Source organism: Faecalibacter rhinopitheci, assembly GCF_015234135.1.
GTDB lineage: Bacteria > Bacteroidota > Bacteroidia > Flavobacteriales > Weeksellaceae > Empedobacter > Empedobacter rhinopitheci.
Window position 1 is genome coordinate 128,739 of sequence record NZ_JADGIK010000007.1, and the last position, 13,745, is coordinate 142,483.

Annotated in this window: 11 protein-coding genes and 2 tRNA genes; 1 reads left to right on the forward strand and 12 read right to left on the reverse strand. The window is 26.4% G+C overall.

The features are described from left to right. Positions 1-71: 71 nt before the first annotated feature. The 12 genes from IM532_RS11225 to mce all read right to left on the reverse strand — a co-directional run bounded on the left by IM532_RS11225 (position 72) and on the right by mce (position 12,842). The gene (locus IM532_RS11225) at positions 72-6,146 is read right to left on the reverse strand and encodes an NACHT domain-containing protein (protein ID WP_194183543.1); all 6,075 of its coding nucleotides are present in this window, start codon (positions 6,144-6,146) and stop codon (positions 72-74) included. Between the two features lie 156 nt (positions 6,147-6,302). Continuing rightward, positions 6,303-6,680, reverse strand: a complete 378-nt coding sequence (locus IM532_RS11230) for a hypothetical protein (protein ID WP_194183544.1) — start codon at positions 6,678-6,680, stop codon at positions 6,303-6,305. Positions 6,681-6,852: 172 nt separating this feature from the next. Beyond that, entirely contained in the window at positions 6,853-7,347 is a 495-nt protein-coding gene (locus IM532_RS11235; protein ID WP_194183545.1) for a hypothetical protein, read from the reverse strand. A gap of 3 nt (positions 7,348-7,350) precedes the next feature. After that, positions 7,351-8,193: a relaxase/mobilization nuclease domain-containing protein gene (locus IM532_RS11240; protein ID WP_194183546.1), complete on the reverse strand. Its 843-nt coding sequence runs from the start codon at positions 8,191-8,193 to the stop codon at positions 7,351-7,353. Positions 8,194-8,198: 5 nt separating this feature from the next. Beyond that, positions 8,199-8,498, reverse strand: a complete 300-nt coding sequence (locus tag IM532_RS11245; RefSeq protein ID WP_194183547.1) for a plasmid mobilization protein — start codon at positions 8,496-8,498, stop codon at positions 8,199-8,201. Between the two features lie 116 nt (positions 8,499-8,614). After that, entirely contained in the window at positions 8,615-9,529 is a 915-nt protein-coding gene (locus tag IM532_RS11250) for a DUF6371 domain-containing protein (protein WP_194183548.1), read from the reverse strand. Positions 9,530-9,740: 211 nt separating this feature from the next. Beyond that, a complete protein-coding gene (locus tag IM532_RS11255) occupies positions 9,741-10,769 on the reverse strand; it encodes an AAA family ATPase (protein WP_194183549.1) in 1,029 nt (342 codons plus the stop codon). Between the two features lie 87 nt (positions 10,770-10,856). After that, on the reverse strand, positions 10,857-11,156 hold the full coding sequence (locus tag IM532_RS11260; protein WP_194183550.1) for a helix-turn-helix domain-containing protein: 300 nt from the start codon (positions 11,154-11,156) through the stop codon (positions 10,857-10,859). A gap of 117 nt (positions 11,157-11,273) precedes the next feature. Continuing rightward, complete coding sequence (locus IM532_RS11265; RefSeq protein ID WP_194183551.1) at positions 11,274-11,993, reverse strand: hypothetical protein; 720 nt, start codon at positions 11,991-11,993, stop codon at positions 11,274-11,276. A gap of 170 nt (positions 11,994-12,163) precedes the next feature. After that, positions 12,164-12,237 (reverse strand) — tRNA-Ile (locus tag IM532_RS11270). Positions 12,238-12,292: 55 nt separating this feature from the next. Then, positions 12,293-12,366, reverse strand: a tRNA-Ile gene (locus IM532_RS11275). Positions 12,367-12,443: 77 nt separating this feature from the next. Beyond that, on the reverse strand, positions 12,444-12,842 hold the full coding sequence (gene mce, locus IM532_RS11280) for a methylmalonyl-CoA epimerase (protein ID WP_194183552.1): 399 nt from the start codon (positions 12,840-12,842) through the stop codon (positions 12,444-12,446). A gap of 76 nt (positions 12,843-12,918) precedes the next feature. Here mce and IM532_RS11285 point away from each other — a divergent pair, with 76 nt between their 5' ends. After that, positions 12,919-13,695: a tetratricopeptide repeat protein gene (locus IM532_RS11285; RefSeq protein ID WP_194183553.1), complete on the forward strand. Its 777-nt coding sequence runs from the start codon at positions 12,919-12,921 to the stop codon at positions 13,693-13,695. The last annotated feature ends 50 nt before the right edge of the window (positions 13,696-13,745 follow it).

Below are 13,745 nucleotides of genomic sequence, written 5' to 3' on the forward strand. Positions count from 1 at the left end.
AATTGGTTGGGGATTTTAAATATATTAATTTATAAAATTAATGTTCAATAAATTTCATTACACTTTAATCGTTAAATTATTTTTTTAATTTTAAAGATTCTATTTGATTCTAAATTTGAATCTTCATGTTTTGTTCTGACTAACTTCTTATGTAAATACAAATTTTCTTCAACTGAATTTATTTCCATAAACGCAGTCTCTGAAACGATAACAAACCAACCTTCTCCAACTTCTGAATTATTTCTTGAAAACTTATGAATATTTCCATTTGACCAATAAATAGATTCGGCCATCAATTCTCCACTTGAATTTTTCCAAGCAAATAATTTTGATGGTTCAGGTTTCCAACCTAAATATCTTGCTAAGTCCGGGTTAATTGCAATCCAATTGGATTTTATATCAAATCTTTCGAATCTATGATTGCTTATAACTATTATAGAATGTTCACAACTTTTTAAAATATGATAATGACAACTTAATTGGTGGAATACAGAACCAAAAATATAATCATCAGTTTTATTCAATTGATCAAATCCCGAAATTTGATACATATATTCTTCAGTAGGTGAACCCCAGTCTAAATTTTTAACTTTTGTATACTCTGCAATAATTTTAAAATTATTATGATAAGTTAATAAATCTTGATTTAATCTTTCGGATTCATTAATTCTTTGAATCCAATTAATCCCAATACCTTGAATATTTCTTTCATTTAGAGTTTGAATAAAGCTTGGTTTCTCAATCTCTGCAAATAAAGAAACAGAATAATCTTGTGAAATTAAAATATTTTTTATTTTTAAATCATCTATCTTATTTGAATCAATTAATTCTTTAACAACATACATTATTGCTCTTCTTGCAGCAACTACCCTAGGTCTTATGTAAGGATATTTTAAGTAAATTTCTTCTAAATGATTTCTAAATTTCTTTTCATAATCAACAGACCATTCCTCGATATTTCCTATCTCTTTCATTATTGAATAAACTCTATAAATAAGATTATATTCATTAATCCCTGATACTTCTGACAATAAATAAATTAGAAACTCAAAAGGTCGTATCATATCCCATGGGTTAGAAATATGACCATTTGGATAATATGGATCAATTTCCCTTTTAATCTCAAATCTTTCAGGTTCTTGTAGGTATAACGAATATATACTTGGAAAATTAATGATTTCGAAAACAGGAATATTTTCTCCTAACTCATATAAAATTTGTTTTGCATATTCTCTTAATAAATAGTCTTTTGATAAAGCTATATTTTGAATAATTGACTTTAGATCTTTAATTTTTGAAGAATTTAACTCTCTTAATGTCATAATAACATCCATAGTAGTGTATTCATCCATACTTCCATTGATTAATTGAGCTAAAGCATAATCATTATTTTGATTAATGTATTTTGTTAATAGCAATATAGATTCATCACGAATTAATGAAACTGGATACTTAGACAGATACAATAAATAATCCACTAACGTTTCAATAATTGGCTTTTCTATCGATTTAAGCAAAGGTAGATTTACGACAGGCTTACTATTTGACATTAATCTTTGTAAATAACCAAATAATTCAGACCATATATCTTCTTCAATATAATTATCCGTTAATAGGGGAGCAATATCATCAAGATGTTCAATATATGAACTAGGATAATCATCACTTAATATATCATGTACAAATACATCAAATGCCTTAGTAGACGCTTGGGTAGAGTTTATTTTTCGTAAAGCATTAAAAGCTTTTATTCTTGTTCCACCATCATAATACTTGCTCCATCCAGAAGAACTCGACAATTCAAGACTTTTATTGGCTAAATTTTCGGCTAGTTCATTATCTCCAATTTCAAAAGCAATTTCGCTTAGTTTAGAAAAAAAGTCAGATTCTCTTCTTCTAACTTTAATCAGCTCGGTAATTTCATTAATCTGTGATGAAGTCAATAAAGTAGCAATTTTATCAAGGACTTTTGACCAATCAAAATATGAATTACCTTGATCTTCAAGTTGAATAATACGTTTTAAATCCTCATAACTTTCTACTCGTTTTAATACCTCGCTTTCATCTATTTTTTCATAATTTTCTTTTAGTGTTAATGAATTAGATGATGTTGAATAATTATCTTTTCTTTTTTGAGAAATAACTTTAAATTGAAAATAATAGTCCTTGATTTCAATTCCTTTTTCTATACAGAAATTATCAATTACAGAGAGTAAATCATTTCTGTTTTCCTCAAGTGCTTTAATGTTAATTGATGAAATAATTGATGGTAAATAGTTTATTAAAAAACTTTCCCTAATCAATTCAAACCCTTTGTCTAAAATGTTACGCAACAATTCAATATTTGCCACTTCAGAAATAAGTAAATACAAATTATTGTAAAATTGAATAATACTTTTAAGTTCATCTTCCTTTTCTACACGATTAACAAAATGTTTAATGAATAATGTAATTGAATCTCGAAAATCAACCAAATCATTTTCTAATTGCCAAATGATTTGCTCAAGGCCGTTATTAAAATTATGCTCAAAAGAAACATCTAGCAATTCTTCAGATGCATACCAATAAGCTTTACCTTCTGTTGTTTCCTTTATATGTTGTAAATGCGATAAAAACCATTTAATTCTTTCTGTAGCATTTGAAGGATTTCTTAGATTAATTTTTCTTAACCATTTAATCCACGAACTAAACTGATAATCCTTTCTATATCCCACTCCAATAGATTCTTGAATTGCTTCTTTAAGCCATTTTTCTCCAATTTCAAATTCACCTAAATTAAGCCACACCTTTGAATGAGCCACACATTCAGTTACACGACCATCTATATCACGGTCTTCTAACATAAAGGATTCTAAGGTAATCAACTTTTTTTTTGCTTTTTCGGAATTGAAGCCATTTTTAAGTAATAACGCTATGATTTTTCGTTGTTCGCTAGTACTCCAATATTTGGGGTTTTCATTAAATTCCTTGAATAAAAGATCACCTAAAGTCTCTATGTATTCTATATTATGTAATGATACAGCAGAAATAAAAAAATCAAAATATTGACTTTTCGCTTGTGTAAGTATATACCAATAACTATTTCGGAAAGAAAGATCTTTATTGTAAAATTTTATGATAGGATAAACTCTTATTGTAAAATCTCCATTTATTTGATTTTTCAATATACCATCTGCTAATATTTGGGTTATTAGACACAACATTCTTTGAAATTCTACTAATACTTCTTCCTCAGAACCTTTAGTCACTGAAGGTATGGCAGAAATAATAGAAACTCCTTTTCCACATAAGTTAAGAAGTTTATTAAATTTAATTAATGGAATAAAGTGATCCAAAGTTGTATCATATCCAAGCGATTCTTTACCTAAAACTAAAGGTTGCTCAATACCGTCAAGCCAACTAAGTGTTTCATCAACATTTTGTGTCACTTTAAAAACTAAATCAGCAATATAAATTTTACCAATTGGTTTAGCTTTTTCTTTTGTAAACTTATTTGTCAGTTTTGATAGATATTCATTTGCACGGATATTGTCATCTAAATCAATACATTTTTCAATTGCATATTGTAAAAGTTGAAATAATGTACTTTTTCCTTTAGATGTATTTGTGTCTATTTTTTCAAATACTATTTTTAGATCATCCCATTTATTACGATCAATTAAGTTATAACCAAGGTTTACAATTAATCTTAAATATAAATCCGCTTCATTTTCATTAAAGCTATTTGAACGTGCATCATCAGAAAATTCTATATTCACAATTTTAAACAAAAGGTTTTCAATTGTTTCAAAATAAGGTGCAGTATAAATCCACTCTTCTAAGATTTCTATAATTTCCTCATATCTATATTGATCATCAATGGTAATACCTATGTCTGAGATTAAATCTGGGTAAGCTAAATTATACAACGTTGAACCTTCTGAATTATATCCGAATTTATAGAATATAAGTGAAGCCTTAAGCGCATATACATTGTTACAATGAAGAATATTACCTGTTCTTAAATAATTTCGAGCTACATCTATTTTTCCTATTAATAAAAATTGTTCTGTAAATGATGCTGGGTCAATATTATATTGTCGCCTTTCTATTTCTGCTAATGAAAATAGATACCTTACAAGTGTACTGATATTTTTGGTATATCGGGCAATTTCGATGCCTAACTTAATATCTTGCTTTAGTTCCTCTATAGGTCTATACTCCAATAGTTGAGTAGTAAATTTATCTGGCGTGACTTCTGAAACAAATTTATCATATTGTTGTGCTTGAAAAAGATGAAAATTTCGTTTCCAATTTTTTTCAACTTTTGTTTTTTGATAATAATCTGCAAGTTGTTTGTGATATTTAATATTTTCAGCTTGATCAAATTCATTTGTTAAATAATCTAATGAAGTATGATAATGAAGAAACTGCTTGAATGAATTATGAAAAAATGATAAATAATTTTCGGTTTGATTAAACAATAATTTAGCATTTTCACTAAATAATTTTAAAACAGTTTTTTCAATTCCCCATTCTTTAATAAATTTTATATTGATTGATCCATTAACTCTTGCAATTAAACCTAAAAATTGTTTTAAAATTTCTTCTTTTTCAATTGGCTTCCATATTTTTTTGTAATATGTATCAATGTTCCCTTCAATTTTTTCAAAAGAATTAATTGTTTCATCAATGGAACTAGAATCAATTAATTTTTCAATTAAATAAGATAAATATAACGGATGCCCTTGTGATTTTTCAAATATTAATAACTTTTGACTATCATTAAGTTGAAATGAAATATTAAGATTACATATGTATTTATAAACTTCTTCTTTTTTAAGAGGGTCTATTTGAATGGTTCTATCACTTTTTTGGAATTCACTTTTAATTTCTTGCTGTATGTCATCAAGATTATAAGATTGACTTCCTAGAACAATAAAAACACCTTCAGGTAAGGTAGCAGGTAAAGGTAAAGCTCGTAAAAAACTATCTGTTGTTAATTTATATTCTCTCGGTATATGGTCTAAACCATCTATGATTATTATTGTTTGCTGACCATTTATCGCAAAATCTTCTCCGATAGATTTTAATTGTTCATTGAATGCATCTTTTAAAAAGATTATATCCTTAAAAGGAAGAATATTTTTGTTGTAAATCCCTGCTTCTTTTAATTGAAAAACTAAATCAAAAAAAAGATGAGTTGCATTACCTCTTTCGCTAAAATTTAAATGGGAAGAAGGGTTTATAAAATCAAAAGCAAAATATCTTATAACTCTAGCTTTTAAACTTTTTGACCATTGGTTCAATAATGTAGATTTCCCAGCACCGGGACCACCTTGTAAAAATAAATACCCACTTTTGTGTTCAGATAACTTTGAATTTAGTAAATCAATAGTAGATTGAATTGGTTGATATCTTTGTCTATCAACGATTAATTCGTGATTGAATACTGTTTTAAATCTGTCTGACCAACCAATTTTTTGTATAATTTTCTCTCTTGAGAATTCAACAACCCTTTTTGCACTTCCTACTTGTTCCCATAAAAATCTTGAAAGTTCTATTAGATCTTTGTCTTCTCTTGAATAATAAGCATTTTTAACACTAAATCTTTTTCTTACATAGCTCGGTTGAAAATCAAAAACCCGAACAAACTCATCAAATTCATTATCATCGAGTTTTGTTGCTTTTTTAAGCTCTGTAATAATTGGATCCCATTTTTTGTCAATTGATTGAGTAGATTTAATTTTTTTCCAAACATCTGTGATAAAATCTTCAAATGATCCTATTTTAGTATCTCCATCTTTCAAGCTATCGTTTGAGGATACTTTCTTATTCGTGATTAAATGTGGTATTACTTTCTTATTCGGATTGTTTGTTTTTAAATTTTTCCAACTTGTTGTAATAAATGGAATTAAATCTTTAAAATTTAAGAATGATATTTTTGCATCTGAAATCGTCCATTTTACTTGATAAGCATGTAGTTCTGAATATGTAGAATACTGAATATCATCAAGTTTTTCAGCTTTAGGATCCGCAACCCTTATCCACTCTAAATCTTTATTAATTAAATTTACATACACAAACCAAGCAAATTCATCAAATTGCGGTAAGTAACCACCGATAGCTGCTCTTTCTCCACTAGCTGATATAACATCTTCACTCATTTATTTGTAATTTCAATAAAGTGTAAGATAATAATTCTATAAATAAGTCTAAACTGATACAATAAAAATAAATGATAATACTATTATTGATCGTTTATTGAAGGAAAAAAAGAAATCAATAAATAAACCATTTAAAAACAAAAAAAACAGAGAATCCTAAAACTCTCTGTTTCTATTTAAATACTTACTATTATGTAAATACTGATGACATTTATGATGAACCATTACTGTTCTTTTACTGCATCCAATGTGAAAATTTGGACAGATCGATTTACATAATTTACAATCTTGTAAACCTTTTAATTTATATAACTGACATCCGTGATCGTAATCGATATGATGTAATGTTGAATGTTGAAATATTTCTTCTTCACAAATTGGGCAGATATACTTTTGTTCTGCTAATTTTTGATTTCTAAAATCAATATTAAATTGAATTTTAGTCGCAAATAATTGCCATGAAATTTTATTATTATATTTTAATTTCATTTTCTCTAAGCGATTCTTCGCTGAATATTTAGCTAAATTTTTCATAACATTTTTTGCTAATTGCTCAAATCAAAAAGCAGTAAAATTCAAGAATGAAATACTTTTCATTTACGTGTTCTTGAATTTCACGATGTTGATTTAAATTCGCTAAAAAATGGAATGAATAAGCCTCTTCCTTATTGGAAAAATAAAGGCAAGTTTTACCTTGCCTTTACTGTTATCTTTTATTATAAATCTTTAAAACATCTTCATTCGATTTAATAAAGTTCATATAATGTTCCTTTTGTTCTCTTTCTTTTATTTTTTCAGCATATTGATTTCCTGCAAAAAATATGGAACAAATTGTAATACCAATTAAACATGTTAGAAAATAGATGACATAATCCACTCTATACTTCGTAAGTTTACTCAAAGATAAATCGAAAGCTTTAATAGAGCTTTTAATTTGATTAGATGAATCATTACAAACATTCTTCAATTCATTGTTAATCCTAGTACTTTCTTCATTTAAATTAGCTAAATCAAGCTGAATTTTAACTTTCCTTAAATGATTAATCTTATCATCTATTTCAGTATAAAAAGATTTGTTTTTTAAATCAATCTCTTTGTTTAACTGATCAATTTTTATAATTGCTTTTTCTATCGATTCAACTCGGTCAATAAAAACATCTAATGTATCAGCTAATTTTGGTTGTTGTTTTTTATAACTCATAGCTTAACGTTTTAAATTATATAATTTAGATTGAGTTTCTGATTGCAATATTTGCTTAAATCCTTCCTCATAAGGTTTTTCTAAAGTTTTATGTAATAATACATTCTTATCTGGAAGAATTCCTGATTTCATCATATTACTTAAACTTAATGAACGATGGATATCACTCGCTTTATAGTCAATCCCTGTATGTAAATCAATGATTCTATGCCCTTGTAACTGTTCTTGTTTATTTATAAATGGCTTAATTTTAAAACCATGCTCAAACATTTTTAGTTTATACTCTTCATAATTAATATTTCGAGATGTAATCGATTTATGAGCATTTAATATCTGTTTCTGAACTGAATTAATTTGATTCTGTTCATTTTCAATCATTTTAATTTTATCAATCATTACTTGCTTTGCAGAAGTTAATCCTCTTTTTTCAGCAACCCGATGAGCACCCCATTGGGCTTTTTTACCAATGTGATTATCCTTTAATAAACTTCCGTCTTCTTTAACTCTTGAAAATAATATATGGATATGAAAATGATCTTTTTCGGTGTGTAAAAAAGATAAGTAAGGCTGATTTTTATAATCTAAATCTAATTCATTTAGAAAATCCTTTGTCAAAGATTTAAAATCATTAATATTTAATTTTTGACCATCATTAATTGAAGGACTTAAAACCATTGAAAAGATCTTTTTTGAAGCTCTTTGGTTTTGTTCAATATAAAGTTTAAAATCATCGAATATCTCTTTTGAATTATTTCCTGAAATTAAATTTCTATCAACTTCATATCCTTTTTCAGGATTACATACATAATTAAAAAGTGCTCCACCACCTTGAACTGACTTTACCATTCCTATCATGTCTTTAATCGATTTAAATGTTCACGAATAAGTTGAGCAGTTTCTATTGAAACTTCTTTAACTTTGGTTGTATCTCCTTGCTTAAATAAATTTCCTATTCTTCTGAAATTATCAGAAAATTTATTTAATTCTTTATAAATTTCGATTTCTTCAGCTGTTAATTTGTAGGACAAATTATACTCTAAAGCTAAAGATCTTAAAAATTCTGAGGTTGTTATACCTGCTTGTTTAGCCTTATTTTTTATAATATAAAATTCTGTATTAGAAACTCTTATTAATATTCTTTTTGATTTCATTTTTTGATTTTTTTAGATAATTTTTAAAACCTTTTGCGACTGTATAGGAGAAAAAGCGAGATAGTATTTGGTAGCAAGAATCGAAGATTTGTAGGTACAAATACACATCTCGATTACTAAGTCTTACTATTTATTAGATTTTCAATAATAAAATCCCCTAAATCATACTGATTTTCTTTCTGAAAATCAGAGCTATATTCTTCAAGTAATGTAGAAATTGAAATAGAACAGCTTATCTCTTTTGCTATTCTTACAGCTTTATTTTTCCAATAATCAAATGCAGATTTTTTTGCATTAATTGGAGATAAATCTGGCATTAAAATTATTTCTTTTCCTTGTAATGGTTCAAGCCTTTCTAAAGTTAAATTCATCATTCCCCCAGTTGCTAAAAACAGATAATTTTCGAAATACAGCATACCTAAAATTGCTGTCTTTTCGGACTCTACTATAACAATTTTAGATTCCAAAAAAATTGGTTCATTTAAAATGTGTAAACCAAAAAGACATTGTTTTAAATTATTTTTATTAGGATTGTACCATTGAAAAAAACTCTTATTTCGTTTACCTGTTTGTGAATTGTATCTCATTTTCTTTAATGCTCTAAGATTAAAATCTTGATCCAATTGAGGGAAAACTGTTAGATAATTTTCATAATATTTTTCTGTTTTAACTTGATATAATTCAAAAATTTGCTGAACCTTTATCTCATCAAAATATAATTTTAAAAAAATAAAAAGTGGATTTTTCAAATTTGAATTCTCAAACTTGTACAATATTTTTTTATCTAAATACTCGATTATTTCTAAATGATTATGATTAACTTCTTCTAAATTTGAATTGATTTTTTGTGAAGGATATTTTTTATAACCACATTTTATCATACGATTACAAATTCCATACTCATAAGGCAAATATTCATTCGTCTCAATATTTTTATAACGTGTAAACTCTTTACGCTTACAGTTAGGACAATTAAATCGAGATTTTGAGCCTGAGTATTTTTCTAGAACATACTTATAATTTTTATACATAAATTCCGAATTTATTCGATTAGATTAATTAATTTAAATTAGATACATATCTTATTTCCTGCACTTTAAATTCTATTTTAATAAATTCGGATTCGGACTACAATAAATTAACTCGTTTCATAATAAAATAAGAAGTGCCCGAATCCGAAAATAAAAAACAAATGGATATTTAACTGTATTAGTGTGTTTTAACTATATTTGAAAAATAGCTTTAATCGGAATTGGTCGGATTCTCAATATCGTTGAATTCCATAAGCTTAATCCTATTACGAATAGTTTTCTCATTAACACCAATAATTTGAGCTATAGTCGTATTTGGCAGTTTTAAGAGCTTACAATTCTTAATAATATCAAATTCTGAGACCATTTTCTCGTCAGTATTCATATTAATAGATGTATTTGATTTTAGATGATTAACTTCAGTATCATATCTATTAAACTCAAATACTGGAACTCCCATTTTGTTCCCTAAGCTTAAAACTATGATGTTATCTTCATTAAAATTATTTACATCCATACGTGTTTTGAGAAGCTTTAAAAGTATTTCAGATGAGTTCAATTTCGATTTTCGAAGTCCTATAGCATAGTCTAAGAAGTTTCCGATATAACTGCTACCATATACATCTTCTAAATCCATTTTTTCCGATAATTCAATTCCTTTTCTTGGATGTCCAATTAATAATATCGATATAAATGTATCTTCTTGTAATCTTTTAATATTAACAAAAAAATCAAGAACTAATGAAGGTTTATTTAAATCATATATAATACTCATTAAATTATCTATAATTAGAAACTTAATTTCATAACTAAAAATTGATTCTTTGATACTATCAATTAATTTTTGGAGAAAGTTTTTCTCTAAAATATTTACATTCAATTTTGAACGATAGAAATCATTACTAAATTGATAAAATTCACCATCTGAATATTGATATCTATTTGCAATTTGCCGATCTGTCATTTCACAATCAATAATCATTACTCTATTCTTCGTAGTAGATAGCAATTCAAAAACTTTAGTTCCACTTGATATATTATTTCCAATTTGAACTGCACAAATAGACTTACCAACATTACTTTTACCCAGTAAAAGCCCAATACCAGGTTCTATCAATTTTTCTACTATATATTCAAGTATTGGTTGATTTGAACCATCTTTAACACAATCATTAAATGATCTTATTTTCAATACCGATTCTCTTATAGGTATTAATTTATTTTCTATATCTAAATTCATATAACATTCATTTTTAATAGAAAAAAGCATTAAATTTGCACTTTAATCTATTGGTTAAAAATCTTTTATTTTAAGCAGGTAAGTGGGTTACCTGCTTTTTCTTTTTTTGTTATATGATTGATACAGCTTCTCTGCATCATCTTCACATAAGATAGAATGTTTATCTATCCATTCGTGAATTTTCTCTTTAATAAAGAATCTAGCACCATTAGTTGGTTTACTAAATGGTATTAATTTAGAAGCTGCCAATTTAGAAATTGTACTTTCTGAAAAATTCAAATACAATTCTAACTCTTTTGAAGTAAGAATAGGTTTGTCGTTAATGTAGTTTTGTTTGATAAGAGTCTTCATCTCATGAAGCTCTTGTAAAAGTTTAATTTCTGACATAATAATTTAGTTTGAATTATTACATCGAAATTAAAATTATGCTTCTTGGTGAAGTAAATTAACTTAATAACAACTCATAAAAAATTAAGTAAAATATTAAAATAATTATTAATATTATTAAACTCTATTTGATTGAGAATGAGCAGAATTCAAGTTATTCATTATTAAATTCTTATATTTATTTGAATTTGTTATAATATAAAACAACTTAGATAATTCAGATTGTGAAATTTTTGTAATCTTCTTTAATTCTATTAATAAATTCTTTATTTCAATTAAAGTAAGATCTGAATTAAGACAAATTCGTTGACAAAAATTTAAAGTTTTATTTCTAAATATTAATTCTTCAAAATATTGATACTTATAATCAAGAATATCAAAATATTTATTAGCCTCATTTAAATAGAATCTTTTTAATTCTTCCGTTTTTTTAATTGTTTTATATTTTTTAGCGTTATAATATATTAAATTGTTATCAAATGTTTTTAGTTCAAATATTTTACCATAATATTTACCTGAAGTTGGTTCATATTTTATGACAATTGGATTAAAGATTTCACAATATTCATATTGATACTTTGATATGTAAATATTAAAATTTCTATAGAAAAAGAATATTTTATTATAAATAGCTGGAAGAAATAAAATTGGAGAAAATATAGCTACACAAAATATAACTATATATGTTAACATACCTGTATTCGTATATATTAATATTGAAATAATAATTGGAAAATACATTAACATCAAGAATCGTTGAATGATATTTTTAGAGAATAACTTTATTCTATAAAGATTTTCAATTATAGTAAAATAATTATTTAGTAAACTTTCCATTGCTTCAGTAAATTTTGACACACTTAAATATACTAAAAAATGAATTAGAATATACTAAAATGAAAATTATAACTATCTTTGAATCAGTTTAATGTGTTGTACTAATGTTGTACTTGTAGGTTAAAATAGAATCAAAAAAAGCGTTTATTTTAAAAATAAACGCTTAAAAGTGGTCCCACTTGGGCTCGAACCAAGGACTTTCTGATTATGAGTCAGATACTCTAACCAGCTGAGTTATAGGACCTTAAAAGTTTTTTCATTAAAAAATTATAAAAACTTTTAATTGATATTTCAATTTGTGGTCCCACTTGGGCTCGAACCAAGGACTTGCTGATTATGAGTCAGCTACTCTAACCAACTGAGTTATAGGACCAGAATTTTAACGGTTCTTGTTGTAAGAATTCGTACAATTCGTTTGCAATATTAATGCATATTTTTTTAACTACAAAATTATTTTACTTCTTCGCAAAGCTCTACCAATACGCCATTGGTTGTTTTTGGATGTAAAAAAACAATTCGTTTATTATCTGCGCCTAATTTTGGCGTTTCGTTTATAAAAATAAATCCCTCATTTTTAAGACGTTCTATTTCTTTCTCTAGATTATCTACTCCAAATGCAATGTGATGAATTCCCTCTCTATTTTTTTCTAAAAATTTTTCAATTGCACTCTCTTTTTTTTCTGAACCGACCAATTCTATCTTTGATTCGCCCACTGAGAAGAAGGAAGTCTTTACTCCTTCCGACTCTACAGCTTCTTGTTTGTACATCGATTTACCTAACAATCGTTCAAAAATATCATTTGATAAATTTAAATCTTTTACTGCAATCCCAATATGTTCTATTTTCATTTTGATTTCTTAATATTGTTGATAAATTTAACAAAAAGTTTAAAATAGATATTAATTGTTATTGTAATATTGAACTATGAGTTTTTATGATCAGGGAAGAAACTATCTTCAAAAGGGACAATTTAGAAAAGCTTTAGATTACTTTTCTTTATCAATTACTAGAAAATTAGAGGTTACTAATTCATATTTTCACCGTGGATTATGTCAATACCATATGAAACAATTTACTGATGCTATCAAGGATTTTGATGTGGCATTAAAGGAAGAGCCAGAAAATATAGATTTTTTATTTTATAAGGCAATGGCATTATACAACCGTTATAATCCTACACAAGCCAATGAAATATTTGATCAGATTCTTGCACTAAAACCAGATCATTATGTGGCTGTGCATCAAAAGGCATACATCCAAATGAATTTGAAAAATTATAGAGGAGCTATCGAATTATTTAATCAAGCCTTAGCTATCAAAGCAGATTATGATTCGTGTTACCATAACCGTGCATTTTGCTACGATCAACTAAAAGAGTTTGATAAAGCTATTGCAGATTATACTACAGTAATTGAGATGAAGCCTCATTTCCTATCGTACTATAATAGAGCGAATACATACGTTTTAATGAATGAAATGGATAAAGCGCTGGCGGATTATGAAGAATCGCTTAAAATCAATCCTAACTACTTCTTAACGCATTATAGTAAAGGAATAATTTTAGAAAGTCGAGGGGAATTACAAAATGCTATTGATTGTTTCCAAATTGCGCTTAGAATTAACCCAGAATTTGATTTAGCGCAACAAAAATTACAATATTATTATGAGCTTCAGCAAAAGCATAATCAACAACAAGATTAATTAAGAGTCAACTAATCTAATAATCCGTTTTGCAAAAAACGGATTATTTT

What these genes read in the sequence shown, in the direction of transcription:
- IM532_RS11225 (WP_194183543.1), bottom strand. Translation starts at nt 6,146, where the DNA reads ATGAGTGAAGATGTTATATCAGCTAGTGGAGAAAGAGCAGCTATCGGT.
- IM532_RS11230 (WP_194183544.1), bottom strand. Translation starts at nt 6,680, where the DNA reads ATGAAAAATTTAGCTAAATATTCAGCGAAGAATCGCTTAGAGAAAATG.
- IM532_RS11235 (WP_194183545.1), bottom strand. Translation starts at nt 7,347, where the DNA reads ATGAGTTATAAAAAACAACAACCAAAATTAGCTGATACATTAGATGTT.
- IM532_RS11240 (WP_194183546.1), bottom strand. Translation starts at nt 8,193, where the DNA reads ATGGTAAAGTCAGTTCAAGGTGGTGGAGCACTTTTTAATTATGTATGT.
- IM532_RS11245 (WP_194183547.1), bottom strand. Translation starts at nt 8,498, where the DNA reads ATGAAATCAAAAAGAATATTAATAAGAGTTTCTAATACAGAATTTTAT.
- IM532_RS11250 (WP_194183548.1), bottom strand. Translation starts at nt 9,529, where the DNA reads ATGTATAAAAATTATAAGTATGTTCTAGAAAAATACTCAGGCTCAAAA.
- IM532_RS11255 (WP_194183549.1), bottom strand. Translation starts at nt 10,769, where the DNA reads ATGAATTTAGATATAGAAAATAAATTAATACCTATAAGAGAATCGGTA.
- IM532_RS11260 (WP_194183550.1), bottom strand. Translation starts at nt 11,156, where the DNA reads ATGTCAGAAATTAAACTTTTACAAGAGCTTCATGAGATGAAGACTCTT.
- IM532_RS11265 (WP_194183551.1), bottom strand. Translation starts at nt 11,993, where the DNA reads ATGGAAAGTTTACTAAATAATTATTTTACTATAATTGAAAATCTTTAT.
- mce (WP_194183552.1), bottom strand. Translation starts at nt 12,842, where the DNA reads ATGAAAATAGAACATATTGGGATTGCAGTAAAAGATTTAAATTTATCA.
- IM532_RS11285 (WP_194183553.1), top strand. Translation starts at nt 12,919, where the DNA reads ATGAGTTTTTATGATCAGGGAAGAAACTATCTTCAAAAGGGACAATTT.